At 34.9% G+C, this 20,351-nt stretch carries 14 protein-coding genes and 2 tRNA genes; 10 read left to right on the top strand and 6 right to left on the bottom strand.

Features of this window, described 5'->3' with window-relative positions; translation table 11 throughout:
* Nucleotides 1-64: 64 nt before the first annotated feature.
* Nucleotides 65-1,300 (top strand): metallophosphoesterase, encoded by a 1,236-nt coding sequence (locus BM289_RS11675; protein ID WP_091493474.1) that lies wholly within the window; start codon nucleotides 65-67, stop codon nucleotides 1,298-1,300.
* A 73-nt stretch (nucleotides 1,301-1,373) separates the two neighbouring features.
* Complete coding sequence (locus BM289_RS11670) at nucleotides 1,374-1,676, top strand: thioredoxin family protein (RefSeq protein WP_008466807.1); 303 nt, start codon at nucleotides 1,374-1,376, stop codon at nucleotides 1,674-1,676.
* 23 nt (nucleotides 1,677-1,699) lie between these two features.
* Here BM289_RS11670 and BM289_RS11665 read toward each other — a convergent pair whose 3' ends face one another.
* Nucleotides 1,700-2,341, bottom strand: coding sequence for a polysaccharide deacetylase family protein (locus tag BM289_RS11665; protein ID WP_091493472.1), 642 nt, complete (start codon nucleotides 2,339-2,341; stop codon nucleotides 1,700-1,702).
* 97 nt (nucleotides 2,342-2,438) lie between these two features.
* Nucleotides 2,439-5,717, bottom strand: coding sequence for a glycosyltransferase family 117 protein (locus BM289_RS11660; protein ID WP_091493469.1), 3,279 nt, complete (start codon nucleotides 5,715-5,717; stop codon nucleotides 2,439-2,441).
* 245 nt (nucleotides 5,718-5,962) lie between these two features.
* Here BM289_RS11660 and BM289_RS11655 point away from each other — a divergent pair.
* Together BM289_RS11655 and BM289_RS11650 are read left to right on the top strand one after the other, a co-directional pair.
* Nucleotides 5,963-6,033: transfer RNA gene (locus BM289_RS11655), tRNA-Gln, on the top strand.
* A gap of 110 nt (nucleotides 6,034-6,143) precedes the next feature.
* Nucleotides 6,144-6,214 (top strand) — tRNA-Gln (locus BM289_RS11650).
* Between the two features lie 185 nt (nucleotides 6,215-6,399).
* On the opposite strand, the gene BM289_RS11645 is transcribed toward BM289_RS11650, so the two are convergent.
* The 3 genes from BM289_RS11645 to BM289_RS11635 form a co-directional block, all read right to left on the bottom strand.
* A complete protein-coding gene (locus BM289_RS11645; RefSeq protein ID WP_091493466.1) occupies nucleotides 6,400-7,221 on the bottom strand; it encodes a helix-turn-helix domain-containing protein in 822 nt (273 codons plus the stop codon).
* A gap of 61 nt (nucleotides 7,222-7,282) precedes the next feature.
* A complete protein-coding gene (locus BM289_RS11640) occupies nucleotides 7,283-8,704 on the bottom strand; it encodes an aldehyde dehydrogenase family protein (RefSeq protein WP_091493463.1) in 1,422 nt (473 codons plus the stop codon).
* 187 nt (nucleotides 8,705-8,891) lie between these two features.
* Entirely contained in the window at nucleotides 8,892-9,716 is an 825-nt protein-coding gene (locus tag BM289_RS11635) for a universal stress protein (protein ID WP_091493460.1), read from the bottom strand.
* Nucleotides 9,717-9,890: 174 nt separating this feature from the next.
* Here BM289_RS11635 and rimP point away from each other — a divergent pair, with 174 nt between their 5' ends.
* The 4 genes from rimP (at nucleotide 9,891) to BM289_RS11615 (ending at nucleotide 15,216) form a co-directional block, all read left to right on the top strand.
* Nucleotides 9,891-10,355, top strand: a complete 465-nt coding sequence (gene rimP, locus BM289_RS11630; protein WP_167365417.1) for a ribosome assembly cofactor RimP — start codon at nucleotides 9,891-9,893, stop codon at nucleotides 10,353-10,355.
* A 19-nt stretch (nucleotides 10,356-10,374) separates the two neighbouring features.
* Entirely contained in the window at nucleotides 10,375-11,628 is a 1,254-nt protein-coding gene (gene nusA, locus BM289_RS11625) for a transcription termination factor NusA (protein ID WP_091493453.1), read from the top strand.
* A gap of 60 nt (nucleotides 11,629-11,688) precedes the next feature.
* Nucleotides 11,689-14,571: a translation initiation factor IF-2 gene (infB, locus tag BM289_RS11620; RefSeq protein ID WP_091493450.1), complete on the top strand. Its 2,883-nt coding sequence runs from the start codon at nucleotides 11,689-11,691 to the stop codon at nucleotides 14,569-14,571.
* A gap of 135 nt (nucleotides 14,572-14,706) precedes the next feature.
* Complete coding sequence (locus tag BM289_RS11615; protein WP_091493448.1) at nucleotides 14,707-15,216, top strand: DUF4920 domain-containing protein; 510 nt, start codon at nucleotides 14,707-14,709, stop codon at nucleotides 15,214-15,216.
* A gap of 90 nt (nucleotides 15,217-15,306) precedes the next feature.
* Here BM289_RS11615 and BM289_RS11610 read toward each other — a convergent pair whose 3' ends face one another.
* A complete protein-coding gene (locus tag BM289_RS11610) occupies nucleotides 15,307-15,696 on the bottom strand; it encodes an SPOR domain-containing protein (protein ID WP_091493445.1) in 390 nt (129 codons plus the stop codon).
* A 220-nt stretch (nucleotides 15,697-15,916) separates the two neighbouring features.
* Here BM289_RS11610 and BM289_RS11605 point away from each other — a divergent pair, with 220 nt between their 5' ends.
* Nucleotides 15,917-17,251, top strand: a complete 1,335-nt coding sequence (locus BM289_RS11605) for a c-type cytochrome (RefSeq protein WP_091494214.1) — start codon at nucleotides 15,917-15,919, stop codon at nucleotides 17,249-17,251.
* Nucleotides 17,252-17,283: 32 nt separating this feature from the next.
* Nucleotides 17,284-20,334 (top strand): TAT-variant-translocated molybdopterin oxidoreductase, encoded by a 3,051-nt coding sequence (locus BM289_RS11600; protein WP_091493442.1) that lies wholly within the window; start codon nucleotides 17,284-17,286, stop codon nucleotides 20,332-20,334.
* Nucleotides 20,335-20,351: the final 17 nt, after the last annotated feature.

The raw sequence follows: 20,351 nt of genomic DNA, 5'->3' as shown, positions 1-20,351 counted from the left end.
AATTTTTTATAATAAAAAGAAATAAAATTTTCATTCTTTGTTACTTTGCTTAAAACTATAACAAATGATCCTTCGTTTTGTAATTCTATGCGCTCTTTTCTTATTTATTGAGTTCTATTCTTATCAGGCTTTTCGAACTTTAATCAAAATAAGATGGGCTTTAATAAGCTATCAGGTTATAAGTGCATTGCTTTTAATTTTTATCATATATTCTTTTTCTCAAATAGATCGTTCAGTTGGTCAGACCAGACAATTTATGTTTACGACTGGTTTGATGTTGACAATTTATGTTCCTAAAATTGTACTTACACTGATAATGTTTGGTGAAGATATTTTTAGAATTGGAGCTAGTATTGTGAACTATTTTGTTTACAACGCTCCAAGAAAAGAAATGATGCCAGATAGGCGAAAATTTGTAAGTCAGATTGCGTTAGGATTAGCAGCAATTCCTTTCCTGTCTATAATTTATGGAATATTTGAAGGTAAATACAATTTCAAAGTAATTAAACAGACTGTGTTTTTCCCAGATCTTCCAGATGCTTTTGATGGTTTTAAAATCACTCAGATTTCAGATGTTCACAGCGGTAGTTTTGATAACCCTGAGAAAATAAATTATGCTATCGATTTAATCAATCAACAGGAATCGGATATAATCTTGTTTACGGGTGATATTGTAAATACTCATGCAAAAGAAATGCATCCATGGCTGGAAACGTTCAATCGTATTAAAGATTATAAATACGGAAAGTTTGCTGTTTTAGGTAATCATGATTACGGAGAGTATGTTACCTGGCCTTCGGAAAAGGAAAAAGATGAAAACTTTCGGGCTATTAAAAAACTGTACGGTCAGATTGGTTTTAAGCTTATGTTAAATGAGCACACTTATATCCAAAAAGGCGATGACAAAATTGCGCTTATCGGAGTAGAAAACTGGGGAGTGAATTTTAAAAAAGCTGGAGATTTGAATAAAGCTTCTGAAAATGTGCATAAGGACGATTTTAAAGTTTTAATGAGTCATGATCCAAGTCATTGGGATGCCGAAATTAAAGATCATCCAAAGAACTTTCATTTGACTTTTGCTGGCCATACACACGGAATGCAATTCGGAATCGAAATTCCAGGATATTTCAAATGGAGCTTGGCACAGTATATTTACAAACAGTGGGCAGGTTTATACGAAAACGTCGGAAGATACGTTTATGTTAACCGTGGCTTTGGTTTTCATGCCTATCCGGGGCGAGTTGGTATTATGCCGGAAATAACAGTCATTGAACTAAAAAAAGGCCGTAATGTCGCTTAATTCGTTAAAAATGCTAAATTTGTATTATATTTATTTCTTTTAATAGATTTAAAAAACTTAATTTTTTGGTTTTATGTCAAAATTTGGAGAACTAATAAATGCTCAAGTTCCAGTGTTAATTGATTTTTACACAGATTGGAATGAATCGTCAGTTTCTATGCATCCTGTTATTAAGGATGTTGCAGCTGCGCTTGGCGATAAGGCCAAAGTAATTAAAATAGATGTCGATAAAAATCAAGAATTAGCTGAAGCACTTCGTATAAAAGGACTTCCAACTTTAATGATTTATAAAGAAGGACAAATGATCTGGAGACAATCTGGAGAACTTGATGCGAATACTATAATAGGAATTGTTCAAGAACAATTTAACGTATAAATTACTTCCTTTGCGGATATTCTCTAATGGATAATATCAAACTTATATCCGTTTTCTTTTAAAAAATGCAGTGTTCTAGGTAAAGCAAATCTCAAATTAGGAGAAGCTTTTATACTGTCATGAAAAACAATCACGCTTCCAGATTTTACATTCTTTGTTACGTTTTCGAGACATTTTTCAGGCGTAATGTTTTGGTCGAAATCTGCGCTTAAAACATCCCACATTACAATTTTGTAACCTAAACTTCTTAGAATTTTAGATTGCGCTTTTTTAATTTTCCCGTAAGGAGGGCGAAATAATAAACGGTGAGGAGCTTTTTCTTGTTCGCCTAAAATTTCAGCACAGTTTTTTACATTTTCGATGTATTCGTTAGTGTGAATTTTCCATCCGTTGACATGATTCATGGTGTGGTTGCCAATAGAATGTCCGTCAGTAATTAACTTTTCAAATAAGGCTAAATTGGCTTTGATGTTTTTTCCGATGCAGAAAAAAGTAGCTTTTGCATCAAACTTTTTCAATTCAGATAAAACCCAGTCAGTAATTTCTGGAGTAGGGCCATCATCAAATGTTAGGTATATTTTCTTTTCATTGTTAGGAATGTCCCAGCAATATTTAGAAAACACCGTTTTAATAAATGAATTAGTTTTTACCCAATAAAAGCTCATCTTGAATTGAATTTACATGTATGTAAAAATAAAAAATGCAGCGCTATTTATCAAACAGTGCTGCATTTTTTTAATTGTTAAGATTTTCGTATATTAATTACTCTTTTTCACGTCCAAAACGCTCAAAAACATTTACATAAGTGTTAAATGTTGTTTTGTGTTGATTGTAGAAAACAGTGTCTTTATTGTCCTGCATTACGTGTAATAAACTTCTGTAACGCTCAATATCTGTAATAATATCTACTGCTAAATCAGTTTGGTCAGAAGGAGTCAACGTAGCATAATAATTTAAGTTTTCTTTATACTTCTGAACCAGTTTGTTTAGGAGATCTTGCGCTTTTGCTTTTTCTCCTACTTTATAATATCCGTCACCAAAAGCTTCCACTAGAGAATAATATCCATATTTATCCAAAGGCATTTGGGTAATCGCTAAATTAATTACGTTTTTAGCTTTGTCAATCTTACCTTCTTTAATAAGCTGATACATTAATCTAGAAAGATTAGTGCGGTATGTAATACTATTTCTTCTTGTTTCAGGATCGTGGTAAATATTTCCATTACTATTTCCCCAATCCCATTTCATAACAATATCATACATTTTATCTGCATCAATTTGTCCCATATCTAATGGCCCTCCATCTTTAGAAGGGGTGTTTTTTATTGGAACTAATTTATAAACCATTCCATCCAATTGCAGATAGTCTTTCAACCACAAGTAATCTTCATCATCAAAAGCACCACCACTGAAATAAATTGGTCTTTTCCAATTGTTATTCGCTAAGATATCAAGCATCATTAAACGGTTTTTGTATAACGCGCTTCCTTTGATGTTAATGTCTAAATATGGAACAATTGAATCATTGTATTTAGGGTTTACTACTTTGTTTTTAATGATGGCATCTTTATCTACATTTACTCTAATCTTGTTAGTTGGATAAAAGTGAATTGTTTGTCCATTTTGTAATCCAACAGTTGACTTAGGGTTTTTTATAAAATCAATAAAATCTTTAATGTTCCAACGCGTGTCAATTTTCTGAATATAAACAGTATAATCAAGTCTATCCCCAACATACTGATCGTGTGTAAAAGAAATTGGAAGCGGATCAGATTCGTATGCTTTCGCTTTCATTTGATCAATGTACCAATCTGTCATAAATAAGCTTGTATTTACAATCTTGACATCGGTTCTAAAGTGTTCAATTTCCTGTGCATACCAAAGAGGGAAAGTATCATTATCTCCAATAGTAAATAAAATGGCATCTTTATCACAAGAACTTAAATAAGCTTTCGCCATTGCAACAGCAGTATATCTTCCAGATCTGTCATGATCATCCCAGTTTTGAGCGGCCATTAAAACGGGAGCTGCAAGTAAACTACCAGCAATAATTACAGGCCCTGCAATTTTTGGGGCTAGATATTTCTGGAAACTTTCGTAGAGTGAGTAAACTCCAAATCCGATCCAGATGGCAAAAACATAGAAGGAACCTACAAGTGCATAATCTCTTTCACGAGGTTCAAAAGGTCTTTCGTTCAAATATATTTTTAATGCAATTCCTGTAAATAAGAATAAAGCCAAAAGAACATAAAAGCTTTTTAAGTCTTTGTTTGCATGGTACATTAAACCAATTAAACCAAGAATAAACGGAAGGAAGTAATAAGCATTACGGCCTTTATTGTTTAATACATCAGAAGGAAGATTGTCTTGAGATCCTAAGTGAATAGAATCTAAAGGTTTGATACCGCTAATCCAATTGCCGTCTAAATTGTCATATTTTCCTTGAATATCATTTTGGCGTCCAACAAAGTTCCACATCAAATATCTCCAGTACATGTATCCAAATTGATACTCGAACATAAAACTGAAGTTGTCAGCTGTAGTTGGTTTTTCAACCAAGAGATATTTGCCGTAGCTTCTTAGGAATTTCACATATCCTTCATTGTCAATTTGTTTTTGAGCGTAGGCATGTCTGAATTCTGAAACCGTTTTTTCAACTTCATTGCGTAATTGAGCCGTTGCTTTGTTGTATTCGTCTTCGCTCAATTGGCTTGCGTCAATCCCATATTCGGCTAAATCTTCATCATAACTGTGATTTGGATCAATTCTGAATTTAGGAGGATTGGTAAAGTTGATATAGTTTTGAATATGAGCAGTTTCTGTGCTCCACATTCTTGGCAGAACTGCTTTCTGGTTGTCATCAGAATTTTGTTCGGCATTTTTATAATTATTGGTAATAACGTATTTACCGGTTTTATAATCTCTTTCGTAGTTTGGTTTTTTGTCTAAATATGGAGTTTTAGCATCAAGACCAGCAAAAAGTTCAGTATACTGTGGGCCGTAAAATAATGGATTTACACCATATTGCTCACGATTGTAATAAGCTAAAACCTCAGTAGCATCCGAAGGTTTGTTTTCGTTGATAACAGTATTAGCATTTGCACGAACTGGAAGCATTATCCAAGTTGAGAAACCAATCAAAATAAATAAAATACACAATATAATAGTGTTGTAAAATATTAATCCTTTTTGTTTGGTGAATTTTAATCCAAAATAGAAGAAAGCTACAAATAATAAAGCTACAAATATAGTTCCTGAGTTAAATGGAAGTCCCATGCTGTTTACCATGAAAATTTCGGTTTTTCCGAAAAAAGCCATAGTTAATGGAAGAAGTAATTTAAAGATAAACAATAAGATTCCGATAACTACTACATTGGCAATGATAAAGTTTTTGATGGTAACTTTTTCGTAATGTTTGAAATAATATAAAAATCCGATTGAAGGAATTGTTAAAAGAGCCATGAAGTGAACTCCAAAAGAAAGTCCGACAACCAAAGAAATAATCAAAAGCCATTTGTTTCCTTTTGGTTTGTCCATGTCTTGTTCCCAGCGTAAACCAAGCCAGAAAAGCAATGCAATTAATAAAGATGCCATAGCATAAACTTCGGCTTCTACGGCATTAAACCAGAAACTGTCAGAGAATGTATAAGCTAAAGCACCAACAAAGGAGCTTCCTAAAATAACAATAGAATTGTTTTGATCAATTTCGGCAAAACGAGCTACAATCTTTTTTAAGATCATAGAAGAAGACCAGAACATAAATAATATGGTAAATGCGCTAGAAAAAACAGACATCATGTTAACCATCACAGCTACATGCTGAGCATCTATTGCAAACATTGCAAAAAATGCACCCATCATTTGAAATAGAGGAGCTCCCGGTGGGTGACCCACTTCAAGTTTGGCTGCGGTAGCAATATATTCTCCGCAATCCCAAAAGCTCATTGTAGGTTCAACTGTTAATGTGTAGGTAATTAAAGCGATTGCAAATGCAAACCAACCAATAATTGTATTCCATTTATTGAAATTGAATTGTGCCATATTTAGGTGTTAAAAATTTGAAAGTTTTCTATCCTACAAAGAAAATGTTTTTTTACGTAAAGAATCGACCATTAACAAAAAATTCTATAAAACTATCAAGTGATACTAATTTGTTGTTTCTGAATAGCTTCTGAAGTCGTTAAGAATTTCAAAGTGAAAAAAAACTTAAAAAATGATTTTTTTTGGCTAAAAAGTTTGCACAAACTAAATAAAGCCTTAAATTTGCACTCGCTTTACAGCACTGCTGGTCTATGGTGTAATGGTAACACTACGGTTTTTGGTGCCGTCTTTCTAGGTTCGAGTCCTAGTAGACCAACATAAAAAGTCTCTCAGAAATGAGAGACTTTTTTTTATGCAAAAAAAGTTGTTTTAAAATTTGCATAAACTAAATAAAGTTTTAATTTTGCACCCGCTTAACCGCACTGCTGGTCTATGGTGTAATGGTAACACTACGGTTTTTGGTGCCGTCTTTCTAGGTTCGAGTCCTAGTAGACCAACATAAAAAGCTTCTCAGAAATGAGAGGCTTTTTTTTATGTTGTAAACTCAGGCTTTTTTTAGATATTTTTTTTACCGCAATGCACGCTAAGGTATACGCAAAGTTCGCTACGTTTTTTTAGGGCGCATAGTTCGCAAAGCTTTGTCTGCGATGTTTTTCAAGTTTTTTTAACATAGCTTGTGGTTTCAACCACGGGAAACATATTTTGGATTTAAGGAAGAAGGAACGATTCCAAATTTCTTTTTAAAAGAAAATGAAAAATGAGATAAATCCTCAAAACCAACTCCGATATAAACTTCAGAAGGCAGTTTTCCTTGACTGATGAGATAATAGGCTTCCTGAAGTCTTTTGTTTAAAAGCCATTTACCAGGTGTTTCTTGGAATACTTTCTGAAAATCTCTTTTAAAAGTTGCTAAACTTCTGCCGGTTAAATAAGCAAATCGTTGCATTTGTACATTGAAATGGAAATTTTTATTCATAAAGGCTTCCAAGTCAATTTTGCCAGGTTCGTTAAAGTCGAATAAAATATCTTTTAATTCTGGGTTTGCTTTTAGTAAAAGATGAACGGCTTCTTTGATTTTTAAATTAAACAAAGTTTCATTGCTTTCCTGTTCCACTTCGAGATACGTTAATAAGGATTCCATGAAAGATTGGTAGAGCGGGTTTGGAGCTAATGAAAACATAGCTTCTGAATCTACTTTCTTTTCGGATTTATAATTGTATTCTTTGCTGATTTCACGTAGAATTTCCTGATCTAGAAAAAGAGAAATAGTCTTGAATTCTCCTCCTTCGGGCGGAATTTTGGTGAATTTTGCTAAATGATTTCTTCTGCTGAATCGAAAATCTCCTGGTTTAGAATGAAAAGTGGTTTTGTTGTCAGACGCAGTCATTTCTCCAGAAATCTGGTAGCTGAAAACATGCTCGGGTATGAAATGTTCTCCTTCGCGGCTGCGCGAATAATAACAGGAGTAAAGAATCTTCGGTTTTGTATTGTTTTTTGGACTCATATTGTAAAGTTACTAAAAGATCCGAAAATCTTTTTGGGAAAAGATTTTCGGATCTGTAAAATTATTTTTGCTGAATTAGTGCTTTTGGTTCTAAATAAGCTTCAAGTCCCAATACTCCAAATTCACGACCAATTCCGGATTGTTTAAAACCTCCAAAAGGGGCCATTGGATCATGACTGATTCCATTTATTTGAATTCTTCCTGCATTAATTTGAGAGGCAACACGATGTGCTCTATCTAAATCGGCTGAGCTTACATAAGCTTGTAGTCCGTAATTGGTGTCGTTGGCGATCTCAATTGCTTCTTCTTCTGTTTTATAAGTGATAATAGATAATACTGGGCCGAATATTTCTTCTTGTGCAATTCTCATTTTGTTGTTTACATGGATGAAAACGGTTGGTTTTACGAAATTTCCTTTTTCCAATCCTTCAGGTTTTCCCAATCCACCAGCTAAAATTTCTGCACCTTCATTCATTCCGATTTGAATATAGTCCTGGACACGATTAAATTGTTTCTCGCTTACCATTGGTCCAACTGCGGTGTTTGGTTTTTTTGGGTCGCCGACAATTGTATTTGAGATTACTTCTTTAATAATGATTTTTGTTTCTTCTAATTTGCTTTCTGGAATCAATAATCTGGTTCCTGCTATACAAGCTTGTCCGCTGTTCATAAATGCGGCGATTACTGCCAATGGAACGGCTTTGGAAAAATCAGCATCGTCTAAAATGATGTTTGGAGATTTTCCGCCAAGTTCTAATGTAACACGTTTCATAGTGTTGACCGCTTCTTTTGCTATGATTTTTCCAACAGTTGTGGATCCTGTGAAAGAGATTTTAGCAACATCGGGATTGCGGCTTATTTCGGCTCCAACTACTTCTCCTAAGCCGTTTACGATGTTGAAAACACCTTTTGGAAGTTTGGCTTCGTGTAGGCATTCTGTGATTAACTGTGTTTGCTGTGCGCTCATTTCACTTGGTTTTACAACTACTGTGCATCCTGCCACAATTGCGGTTGAAAGTTTGCTGCAGATAAAACCATTGCTGGAATTCCAGGGAATGATGATTCCGACAACGCCAATTGGTGTCATTTGAACTTCAGATTCTCCCATTGTTTTGGTAAAATCGTAAGTTTTTAGCAATTGAATTGCTGAGTCGAAGCTTTTTTGCATATAAGTGAAACTGTTGGCTGCGAACTGAAATGTTCCTCCATATTCTTCTGTGACTACATTTATAAATTCGTCTTTTCTTTTTTCAATTGCTGTTTTGATGTTTTCGAGATATTGAATTCTTTCGCTTGTTGTTGTTTTGGAAAAAGATTTGAAAGCGGTTTTGGCAGCATTAATTGCGTTTTGTGTGTCTTCAGTATTTCCTAAAAGTACTTTTCCGAGTTTTTCATTTGTTGTTGGGCTGATAAGATCGAAATATTCAGTTCCTTTTGGAGTAACAAATTCTCCATTAATGTAAATTTTGTCTATTGTTTTCATATTGTAAGTTTTAATGAATTTTTATTTGACAAATTTCTCTATTAATTAGATGCTTGGTTTTGTTGAAAAGCTCAAAAAGACTTTGTTGAAAAGCTCATTTTTGATTGATGAAATTTAAGTGAAAAAGGAGTGCGTAAAAAAAGCTTCTCGATTGAGAAGCTTTTCTGTTGTTTATGTTTTGTGTTCTTTATATTTTCAAAGTAATTACAGGTCTAACGGCATGATTTACTAATCCTTCGCTAATGCTTCCGTTGAAGAAATGCGCGAACCCAGTTCTGCCATGAGTGCACATTCCGATTATATCGGCGTTAATTCTGTTGGCAAAATTGATAATTCCTTTTTCGATATTAGTGTCATTGTAGGTTTGAGTAGTGTAATTGCTGATGTTAAATTGATCTACAAACTCATTGATGGCTTCTTCAGCAACATGTGTTGGTTTGAAGCTGTTTGGTGTGCAGATATTTACAAGGTGTATTTTTGAATCAAATAATTTGGTAAAGTTTAAAAGTTTTTCAAATGGTTTTTTTGCTTCTTCAGAAAAATCAGACGCGAATACAACATTGGCTGCGGTAAAATTCGGAATATCATTTTTGATTACTAAAACTGGAATTTCTGAATTGCGGACTACTTTTTCGGTGTTAGATCCAATTAATAATTCTTCAACACCAGAAGATCCGTGTGAACCCATTACAATTAAGTCGATGTCATGTTCTTTGCTAATTTGTGTAATGCCGTGAATAGGTTTATCCATTTTAACGATTTCAGTCACCTCTATTCCGTCTAAATAAGGTTTTTCAGAAATTTTATCCAGCATTTCGTTGGCTTTTTTCATAAAAAGCATGCTTTCAGGAATGCTGATTCCGCCCAAAATAGCATCATTTGTTTGATGCGGTAATTCGAGCATGTGCAGGATAATGATTTCTGAATTGTTTTTTTTGGCGATTTGAGTAGCGACTTTTAGGGCATCTTCTGCGTGTTCTGAAAAGTCAGTAGGTACTAAAATTCGTTTCATGATTTTGAGGGTTGATAATATGAATAATTCATTTTTTAAATGCTATTATAAAGGTAAGAAATATTTTTAGAGCAATCTATTTATTTGATTTATAAAAAAAACACTATATTTGCACTGTTATTTATTAAAATCTAAATAATGAGGGGACTAAGTGTCCCCTCTTTTTATAAAATTATGACATTTAAAGAAAAAGTAAACGGATTAATTACAGAAGCTCTTCTGGAAAAGCCATCAGTCTTTTTGGTTGATTTGGCCGTTTCGGATTCTTTTAAAATTAGTGTTGGTTTAGACGGTGATAATGGAGTGGCGTTGCAAGACTGTATTGATGTGAGTCGTGCAATCGAGAATAATCTGGATCGTGAAGAGCAGGATTTTTCGCTTGAAGTAGCGTCAGTCGGAGTAGGAACTCCTCTTAAAATGATAAGACAATACAAAAAAAATGTTGGTAGAACGTTGATTGTTACCACAAATACAGAAAAAATAGAAGCAGAATTGGTAGAAGCTAATGATGTTTTCATAATTTTGTCTTGGAAAGCAAGAGAACCGAAAAAAGTAGGAAAAGGAAAAGAAACAGTTCAAAAAGAGCAACAAATACCTTATACAGAAATTAAAGAGGCAGTTGTTACGGTAACATTTTAATTTTAATTAAAAAATTCGCATGGAAAATTTAGCATTAATCGATTCATTCTCAGAGTTTAAAGATAATAAACTTATTGATCGTGTAACGCTTATGGCAATTTTAGAGGACGTATTTAGAAATGCATTAAAGAAAAAATACGGTTCAGATGAAAATTTCGATATCATCATAAACCCTGATAAAGGTGATATGGAAATTTGGAGAAGAAGAGTAATTGTTGCTGATGAGGATCTTGATTTTGAAAATGAAGAAATTACATTGACTGAAGCGAGAAAGATTGAAGCGGATTTTGAAATTGGAGAAGAAGTTTCTGAAGAAGTAAAATTGATTGATTTAGGAAGAAGAGCTATCTTAGCGCTTCGTCAGAATCTTATATCTAAAATTCACGAACACGATAATACAAACTTGTACAAACAATTTAAAGATATTATCGGTGATATTTATACAGCAGAAGTGCACCACGTGCGTCCAAGAGTTGTAATCTTGGTTGATGATGAAGGAAATGAAATTGTACTTCCAAAAGAAAAACAAATTCCGTCTGACTTTTTCCGTAAAGGAGATAACGTTCGTGGAATCATTGAAAGCGTTGAGTTAAAAGGAAATAAACCTCAAATTATTATGTCTAGAACTTCAGAAAAGTTCTTAGAAAAATTATTTGAACAAGAAATTCCAGAGGTTTTCGACGGATTAATTACAGTTAAAAATGTAGTTCGTATTCCAGGTGAAAAAGCAAAAGTAGCTGTTGATTCGTATGATGATAGAATTGATCCAGTTGGAGCTTGTGTGGGAATGAAGGGTTCTCGTATTCACGGAATTGTTCGCGAATTAGGAAATGAAAATATTGATGTAATCAATTATACAAACAATATTCAATTATTTATTACAAGAGCTTTAAGCCCTGCTAAAGTTTCTTCTATCAAAATTGATGAAGACAATAAACGCGCTGAAGTGTTCTTGAAATTAGAAGAGGTTTCTAAAGCAATTGGTAGAGGTGGTCACAATATCAAATTAGCAGGTCAATTGACCGGTTATGAGTTGGATGTTATTCGTGAAGGAGATGTTGCTGGTGCTGTTGCAGATGAAGACGATGTTGAATTAACAGAGTTCTCAGATGAAATTGAAGAGTGGGTAATTGAAGAGTTTGCAAAAATCGGTTTGGATACTGCAAAAAGTATCTTGAAACACGATGTAGAAGATTTAGTAAGAAGAACGGATTTAGAAGAGGAAACGATTCTGGATGTTATGAAAATACTAAAAGAAGAGTTTGATAGTTAAGCAATAAGCTGAATGTCTGCTCTAACAACACAACGAAAAAGGTAATAATAAAAAGGTTATATGTCTGAAGAGAGAGTAATAAGAATAAACAAGGTTTTAAGGGAATTAAATATTTCGTTAGAAAGAGCTGTAGATTATCTAAAAGATAAGGGAATTGCTATTGATGCAAATCCAAACGCAAAAATTTCTGATAGCGAGTTTAATATCCTTCAAAGCCAATTTGCGGGCGATAAGGGGAATAAGGAGGCTTCTAAAGAAGTTGGAGAAGAGAAAAGAAAAGAAAAAGAAGCATTACGCGTAGAGCGTGAGAAAGAAATTGAAGACAAACGCAGACAAGAAGAAGAGCGTCAAAAACAGCAGGAAATAATCAAAGCGAGAGCGGTTGTTTCTGGACCTGTACAAGTTGGTAAAATTGACCTAAATCCGAAAAAACCTGCAATTGCTCCTTCTGAGGAAACAGTTAAAGCTGAAGAGCCAAAAACTGTTGTTGCGCCAGCGCAGACAGAAAAACCTGTTCAAAATGAAGCTCCAAAAACTGAACAAGCTGTAACGCAGCCAGTTTCTGAGGTTAAAAAGAACGATCCTATTATTACTGAGAAAAAAGAAGTTAAAGCAGAGTCTTCTAGAGTGGCGCAGGAACCAATTGTGTCAACTGATCCAACAACTTCAGAAGAAACAATTACGACTCAATATCAAAAACTTTCTGGAACAACTCTTACTGGTCAAACAATTGATTTATCTCAATTTAATAAACCAAAGAAAAAGAAAGAGGATCCAAAAGCGGCTCAGAATAAACCTGGAACTCCTGGAGTTGGAAACAATAATAACGCAAATAAAAATAAGCGTAAAAGAATTGCTCCTAAACCAGGTACGCCTGGAGCGCCAAAACCTGTAACAGGGAATAATCCTCAAGGTGGGAATCAAAATCCTAATAAGCCAAATCAAAATAATAATGGTGGTGGTTTTAATGCTAACAGAAGTCAGAGACCAGGTTTTGTAAAAGGAAACCGCCCTGCAATTGTAGCTAAAGTTGAGCCTACAGAAGAAGAGGTGAAAAACCAAATTAGAGAAACTCTTGAAAAACTTCAAGGTAAAGGAGGTAAATCTAAGGCGGCTAAATATAGAAGAGATAAAAGAGAGACGCACCGTCAGAAATCTGATGATGAGCAAAGAGCTCTTGATGAAGGAAGTAAGACTATTAAAGTTACAGAATTCGTTACAGTAGGTGAAATTGCTATCATGATGGATGTGCCGATTACTAAAGTGATTGGAACTTGTATGTCTCTTGGTATCATGGTAACCATGAATCAGCGTTTAGATGCTGAAACTTTAACGATTGTTGCTGATGAGTTTGGTTATGATGTTGAATTTATCACAGTTGATATCGAAGAAGCGATTGAAGTTGTAGAAGATAAAGAAGAAGATTTAGTAACTAGAGCGCCAATTGTGACAGTAATGGGTCACGTTGACCACGGTAAAACATCTTTACTGGATTATATTCGTAAAGAAAATGTTATTGCTGGTGAGTCTGGAGGTATTACACAGCACATTGGAGCATACGGAGTTACTTTAGATAACGGGCAGAAAATTGCATTCTTGGATACTCCGGGTCACGAGGCGTTTACCGCGATGCGTGCACGTGGAGCTCAAGTTACGGATATTGCTATTATCGTAGTTGCGGCGGATGATGATATCATGCCACAGACAAAAGAGGCAATTTCTCACGCACAAGCTGCGGGAGTACCAATTATATTTGCAATCAATAAAATTGATAAACCAAATGCCAATGTTGATAAAATTAAAGAGCGTTTGGCTGGTATGAATTTACTTGTTGAAGATTGGGGTGGAAAAATTCAGTCACATGATATTTCTGCAAAAGTAGGAACAGGAGTTAAAGAATTGTTAGAGAAAGTTTTATTGGAGGCTGAAATCTTAGATTTGAAAGCAAATCCAAATAAAGCGGCGCAGGGAACCGTTGTTGAAGCTTTCTTGGATAAAGGAAAAGGATATGTTTCTACAATTTTAGTACAACAAGGTACTTTGAAAATTGGAGATTATATGCTTGCTGGTAAGCATCATGGTAAGGTTAAAGCAATGCATGATGAGAGAGGGCATACTGTTTTATCAGCAGGACCTTCAACTCCAGTTTCTGTTCTAGGTCTAGATGGAGCGCCGACAGCAGGTGATAAGTTTAACGTTTTTGAAGACGAAAAAGAGGCTAAGCAAATTGCATCTAAGCGTTCTCAATTAATGCGTGAGCAGTCTGTTCGTACTCAAAGACATATTACGCTGGATGAAATTGGTCGTCGTATTGCTCTTGGTCAATTTAAAGAGTTGAATGTAATTCTTAAAGGAGACGTTGATGGATCTGTTGAGGCATTGTCTGATTCGTTCTCTAAATTGTCTACAGAAGAGGTTCAAATTAATATCATTCATAAGGGAGTTGGTGCGATTACAGAAACCGATGTTAATTTGGCTTCTGCATCAGATGCAATCATTATCGGATTTAACGTTCGTCCTGCAGGAAATGCAAGACAGCTTGCCGATAAAGAAGAAATTGATATCCGTTACTATTCTATTATTTATGCGGCAATCGATGACTTGAAAGATGCGATGGAAGGAATGTTAGCGCCAGAAATGAAAGAAGAAGTTTTAGGTAATGCTGAAATTCGTGAGATTTTCAAAATTTCTAAAGTGGGTTCAATTGCTGGATGTATGGTGACTGATGGTAAAATCTTGAGAACTTCTAAAATTAGAGTTATTAGAGATGGAGTTGTAGTTCATACAGGTGAATTAGTTGCCTTGAAACGTTTCAAAGACGATGTGAAAGAAGTAACTAAAGGTTACGATTGTGGTATCCAGATTAAGGGATTTAATGATATCGAAATTAATGATGTTATTGAGGCTTACCATGAAGTAGCAATCAAAAAGAAATTGAAATAATATTCAATAGATATATTTAAAAAGTCCCAATGTTAGTTGGGGCTTTTTTTGTTTATGTGATATTGGTTTTGTTGTTACGGTGGTAATAAATGTCAATTTTTAATCTTATTTTTGATTAAACTAAATCGGTAGAATATGAAATTAAGTTTATATATGACAGCTTTGCTGTTAAGTGTTTCGTCTTTTTGTTTTGCGCAAGAAGATGTTGAAAAGCCTTCGCCTCCGCCTGGAAATGCATTAGTGGGGGATTATTATGGTGCCGATATTTCAGATGTATCTTTGAAAAATGCTATCTCTGTTGATAAATTGGAGGATAAATTAAAGAAGGATAGTAAGATTGAAAATGTTGCTGTGAAAGGAGAGGTGACAGGGGTTTGTCCTAAAAGAGGATGCTGGATTAGTATTAAGACGGAAGATGGTTCTTCTTTTTTTGTTAAAATGAAAGATTATGCTTTTTTTGTTCCTACGGCGGCAAAAGGAAAAAATGTTGTTTTAGAAGGTGTGGCAGAAAAGAAAGTTACTTCGGTAGAAGAATTGAAGCATTATGCAAAAGATGCTAAAAAATCTAAAGCAGAAATAGATGCAATAAAAATGCCTAAAGAAGAAATAAGGTTTATGGCAAACGGAATAAAGGTTGTGAATTAGGATTTTATCCAATTTTGGTTTAACCTTCTTCAGGATGTATAAAAAAAGCGAGATAATTATCTCGCTTTTTTTGTGGTTTTTGAAAAAAAATTATTTCCCAGGCTTAAGCAGGAAAACACTTTTGTATCTGTTTTTAATCTCGGCAAGATTCCTTTCAGCTTCAATTCTGGTTTTGAAGTTGCCAACTATTACTTTGTAGTTTGGAGTGCTGAAAATGATGGTTCCGTCAATACTTGGGTTCTCTCTTTTAAAATCCGAAAGTGTCTTTTTGGCTTCATCGCTTTTGCCGCTGAAGATTTGGATTCTATAAGTATCGTTTGTATTTATTGACGTGTTAATTTTGCGCTTCTCGTTTAATAATTGCTCAAATTTGGGATCTTGATTTAGTGTTAAAATTTGGTCTTGAGCATTAATATTGTGTGTAAAAGCAATCGTTGTAATTGTTAATAAAAGGCTTTTAGAAGGACTTAAAATTCTCATAATGTGATGGTTTTTATGCAAAAATACTATTTAAAGTTTGAGTGTAAAATTTTAATATTATTTAGAATTGATATAAATTGATAATTAAGACTATTTTAAGGTTTTGAGAATAGCTCATAAGTCGTATTTTTGTGCAAGTTTTAAAAGAGGGTATAGGTTTTTGCTGGATTTAGTACAGAAAAAATCATACCAAAAATTAGTAGACAATTATTTATACTATATGAAAAAGGTGGGTAACCATAATTCGATCTCAAGAAAATTGCTGCTTGGCTTATCGCTAACGTTAATTTTCTCCCTAACTTCATTTGCTCAAGATGCTGCTGCTCCGGCGGCGCCTGAGGCTGCTGCTGCTGCTCCGGCTGCAGGAGGCGGTGATCCAGTAAAAGGGAAGGAACTTTTTAATGCAAATTGCGCTGCATGTCACAAATTAGATGCTAAATCAACTGGTCCTGCTTTAAGGGGAGTTGCTTCTAAGCATGATATGGCTTGGATTTACAAGTGGGTGCATAACAGTTCTGACATGATTAAGTCAGGTGATCCTGTTGCTGTTAAACTTTTTGAGGAAAATAACAAAGCTGTTATGACTTCGTTTCCTCAATTGTCTGAAGGAGATATTGATAACATTATAGCGTATACTTCTGAGCCTAAAGCTGAGCCTGCTGTGGCTGCGGGAGGTGCTGCAACTCCTCCTGGAACAAATGTTCAGGATGGTGCTATTTCAAATAACATTATTTTAGGAGCTCTTGCTCTTGTAATGGCTATTTTAGTTGTGATGTTGTTTATGGTAAACAAAGTTTTAACTAAAGTTGCAAATAAAAACGGTATTGAGATTGCTCCAAAAGAAGCAAGGCTTCCAATTTGGAAAGCTTTCGCTAAAAATCAATTCTTGGTTTTAGTAACTGCAATCTTCTTGCTTTTGGCTAGTGGTTATTTTGTTTACGGGTACTTAATGCAAGTAGGTGTAGATCAAAATTATGAGCCAATTCAGCCAATTCACTACTCTCACAAAATTCACGCTGGAGATAACGAGATCAATTGTAAATATTGCCACTCTGCTGCTCGTGTAAGTAAAACAGCTGGTATTCCTTCTTTAAATGTTTGTATGAATTGTCATAAAAACATTTCTGAGGTTGCTGAAACTACTGCTACTCCTGAGTACAGCAAAGCGTTCTATGATGCTCAAATCCAAAAATTATATGATGCTGTTGGATGGGATAAGACTAAACAAGCTTATACTGGAAAAACAATGCCTGTAAAATGGGTTCGTATTCACAACTTGCCTGACTTCGTTTACTTCAACCACTCTCAACACGTTTCTGTTGCTGGTATTGAATGTCAAACTTGTCACGGACCAGTACAAGAATTTGAAATCATGAAGCAATACTCTAAATTAACAATGGGATGGTGTGTTGATTGCCATAGAAAAACTGATGTTAAGATGGAAGGTAATGCTTACTATGACAAAATTCATGCTGAACTTTCTAAAAAATACGGTGTAGAGAAATTAACTGCAGCGCAAATGGGAGGTTTAGAGTGTGGTAAATGCCACTATTAATCGATTTATTAAGATTTTAATATATATATACAATGTCATCAAACAAAAAATACTGGAAAAGTGTTGAGGAGCTAGAAAATAGCTCTATTGTTGAGGCGCTTAGAAATAACGAATTTGTTGAAGAAATTCCTACTGATGAGTTTTTAGGTAATGCTGAGGCTTTATCTACTTCAGGAACTTCACGTCGTGACTTTTTAAAGTACGTAGGGTTTAGTACGGCGGCTGTAACATTAGCTGCTTGCGAAGGTCCGGTTCACAAGTCTATCCCTTATGTATTACAACCAGAGCAAATCATTCCTGGTGTTGCAGATTACTATGCAACAACAGTTTTTGATGGATTTGATTTTGCGAATCTTTTGGTGAAAACTCGTGAGGGTCGTCCAATTAAAATTGAAAACAATACAATTGCTGGAGCTAAATTTTCTGCGAATGCTAGAATTCATGCATCTATCTTAGGTCTGTATGATAGCGCTCGTTTGAAAGAGCCAAAAGTAGACGGTCAAAATTCTTCTTGGTCAGCTGTTGATTTAAAAATCAAATCAAGTTTAGCAGATGCTAAAGCTAAGGGTGGTCAAGTAGTGTTATTAACTAATACTTTGGCTAGTCCATCTACAGAAAAATTAATTGGCGAATTTATTGCAAAAAATCCAAACGCTAAGCACGTTGTATATGATGCAGTTTCTTCATCTGAAGCTTTAGATGCTTTTGAGGCTGTTTATGGTCAAAGAGCTTTAGTTGATTACGATTTTTCAAAAGCTTCTTTAATTGTATCTGTTGGTGCTGATTTCTTAGGAGACTGGCAAGGTGGAGGATATGATGCTGGATATGCACAAGGACGCATTCCTCAAAACGGAAAAATGTCTCGTCATTTTCAGTTTGAATCAAACATGACATTATCTGGAGCTGCTGCTGATAAGCGTGTTCCAATGACTGTAGCTGCTCAAAAGCAAGCTTTAGTTCAAATTTATAATATTGTTGTAGGTGCTTCTGTTCCTGTAGCTTTAGAAGGAAACTTTAAAACTGAAGTAGTAAAAGCTGCGCAACAGCTTAAAGCTGCTGGTTCAAAAGGAGTTTTAGTATCTGGAATTGAAGATAAAAATGCTCAATTATTAGTTTTAGCTATCAATCAAGTATTGGCTAGTGAAGCTTTTAGTACTGCTGGAGCAAGACAAATTAGAAAAGGTTCTAATGCTGCAGTTGCGCAATTAGTTAAAGATTTGAATGCAGGAAGTGTTCATACTTTAATTATGAGTGGAGTTAACCCAGTTTACACTTTAGCTGATTCGGCTTCTTTTGTATCTGGATTGAAAAAAGTTAAAACATCAGTTGCATTTTCATTAAAAGAAGATGAGACTGCATCGATTGTTTCAATTGCTGCACCAGCTCCTCACTATTTAGAGTCTTGGGGAGATCTTGAGCTTACAAGCGGAACATATAGCTTAACTCAGCCTACAATTCGTCCTATCTTCAATACAAAACAATTTCAAGATGTTTTATTGTCAGTAAACGGTACTGCAGGTACTTATTATGACTACTTAAAAGCAAATTCTGGAGCTTATACTGCAGGTGCTTCTTGGAATAAAGTATTACACGATGGTGTAGCTGTTTTGGGAACTTCAGCATTATCAGGAGGAGCTATTGATGCTGCTACTGCTGCAAATGCTGTTGCAAAATCTAAATCTGCAGGTGATTTTGAATTAGTATTATATACTAAAACAGGATTAGGAGATGGGCAACATGCTAACAACCCATGGTTGCAAGAGTTTCCAGATCCAATCACGAGAGTTTCTTGGGATAACTATGTAACAGTTTCTAATGCAGATGCTAAAAAACTTGGTTTGACTAACGAAATTGTTGCAAACGGAGGTTTAAATGGTAGCTATGCTACTATTACAGTAGACGGAGCTAAATTAGAAAATGTTCCAGTTATTGTTCAGCCAGGTCAAGCAGTTGGTACTTTAGGTCTAGCTCTTGGTTATGGACGTAAAGCTGCTCTTAAAGAAGAAATGCAAGTAGGTTTAAACGCTTACGCTTTATATAAAGGTTTCAATAATGTTCAATCTGTGTCTATCGTTAAGGCTGGTGGAGTACACGAATTCGCTTGTGTTCAAGGTCAGAAAACTTTAATGGGTAGAGGAGATATTATTAAAGAAACTACTTTAGAAATATTCAATACTAAAGATGCTGAACATTGGAATGAAAAACCAATGGTATCTTTAGATCACCAAGAAGTAGAGGCTACTACTGTAGATCTTTGGGAATCATTTGATCGTACAACTGGTCACCACTTCAATCTTTCAATTGACTTAAATGCTTGTACTGGATGTGGAGCTTGCGTTATCGCTTGTCACGCTGAGAACAACGTTCCTGTTGTAGGTAAAGCAGAGGTAAGAAGAAGCCGTGATATGCACTGGTTACGTATCGATAGATACTACTCTTCTGAAAGCACTTTTGAAGGTGATAATGAAAGAAAAGAAGGAATTGCTGGTTTATCTAGTTCATTATCTACATTTAATGAAATGGAAAAAGCAGGAGATAATCCTCAAGTTGCTTTCCAACCTGTAATGTGTCAGCACTGTAACCACGCACCTTGTGAAACGGTTTGTCCTGTTGCTGCAACTTCTCATGGTCGTGAAGGTCAAAATCATATGGCTTACAACAGATGTGTTGGTACTCGTTACTGTGCAAACAACTGTCCATATAAAGTACGTCGTTTTAACTGGTTCTTATACAACAAAAACAGCGAGTTCGATTATCATATGAACGATGATTTAGGACGTATGGTTCTTAATCCTGACGTTAACGTACGTTCTCGTGGTGTTATGGAGAAATGTTCTATGTGTATCCAAATGACACAAGCTACTAAATTAAAAGCTAAAAACGAAGGCCGTCCAGTAAGAGATGGTGAATTCCAAACAGCTTGTTCTAGTGCTTGTTCTTCAGGAGCGATGATATTTGGTGATGTAAATGATAAAGAAAGTAAAGTCGCTAAATTAGTGGCTGACGAAAGATCATACCACTTATTAGAGCATGTAGGTACAAAACCTAATGTGGTTTACCATGTTAAAGTTAGAAATACTTAGTAAAATTATTAATTAAG

Origin of the sequence: Flavobacterium phragmitis (genome assembly GCF_900112575.1) — a bacterium.
Taxonomy (GTDB): domain Bacteria; phylum Bacteroidota; class Bacteroidia; order Flavobacteriales; family Flavobacteriaceae; genus Flavobacterium; species Flavobacterium phragmitis.
The sequence above is the reverse complement of the archived record's forward strand: the minus strand, read 5'-3'. Positions and strand labels throughout refer to the sequence as shown.

Excerpts from the sequence above, each read along its gene's own strand:
- BM289_RS11675 (WP_091493474.1), top strand. The coding sequence starts at position 65 with ATGATCCTTCGTTTTGTAATTCTATGCGCTCTTTTCTTATTTATTGAG.
- BM289_RS11670 (WP_008466807.1), top strand. The coding sequence starts at position 1,374 with ATGTCAAAATTTGGAGAACTAATAAATGCTCAAGTTCCAGTGTTAATT.
- BM289_RS11665 (WP_091493472.1), bottom strand. The coding sequence starts at position 2,341 with ATGAGCTTTTATTGGGTAAAAACTAATTCATTTATTAAAACGGTGTTT.
- BM289_RS11660 (WP_091493469.1), bottom strand. The coding sequence starts at position 5,717 with ATGGCACAATTCAATTTCAATAAATGGAATACAATTATTGGTTGGTTT.
- BM289_RS11645 (WP_091493466.1), bottom strand. The coding sequence starts at position 7,221 with ATGAGTCCAAAAAACAATACAAAACCGAAGATTCTTTACTCCTGTTAT.
- BM289_RS11640 (WP_091493463.1), bottom strand. The coding sequence starts at position 8,704 with ATGAAAACAATAGACAAAATTTACATTAATGGAGAATTTGTTACTCCA.
- BM289_RS11635 (WP_091493460.1), bottom strand. The coding sequence starts at position 9,716 with ATGAAACGAATTTTAGTACCTACTGACTTTTCAGAACACGCAGAAGAT.
- rimP (WP_167365417.1), top strand. The coding sequence starts at position 9,891 with ATGACATTTAAAGAAAAAGTAAACGGATTAATTACAGAAGCTCTTCTG.
- nusA (WP_091493453.1), top strand. The coding sequence starts at position 10,375 with ATGGAAAATTTAGCATTAATCGATTCATTCTCAGAGTTTAAAGATAAT.
- infB (WP_091493450.1), top strand. The coding sequence starts at position 11,689 with ATGTCTGAAGAGAGAGTAATAAGAATAAACAAGGTTTTAAGGGAATTA.
- BM289_RS11615 (WP_091493448.1), top strand. The coding sequence starts at position 14,707 with ATGAAATTAAGTTTATATATGACAGCTTTGCTGTTAAGTGTTTCGTCT.
- BM289_RS11610 (WP_091493445.1), bottom strand. The coding sequence starts at position 15,696 with ATGAGAATTTTAAGTCCTTCTAAAAGCCTTTTATTAACAATTACAACG.
- BM289_RS11605 (WP_091494214.1), top strand. The coding sequence starts at position 15,917 with ATGAAAAAGGTGGGTAACCATAATTCGATCTCAAGAAAATTGCTGCTT.
- BM289_RS11600 (WP_091493442.1), top strand. The coding sequence starts at position 17,284 with ATGTCATCAAACAAAAAATACTGGAAAAGTGTTGAGGAGCTAGAAAAT.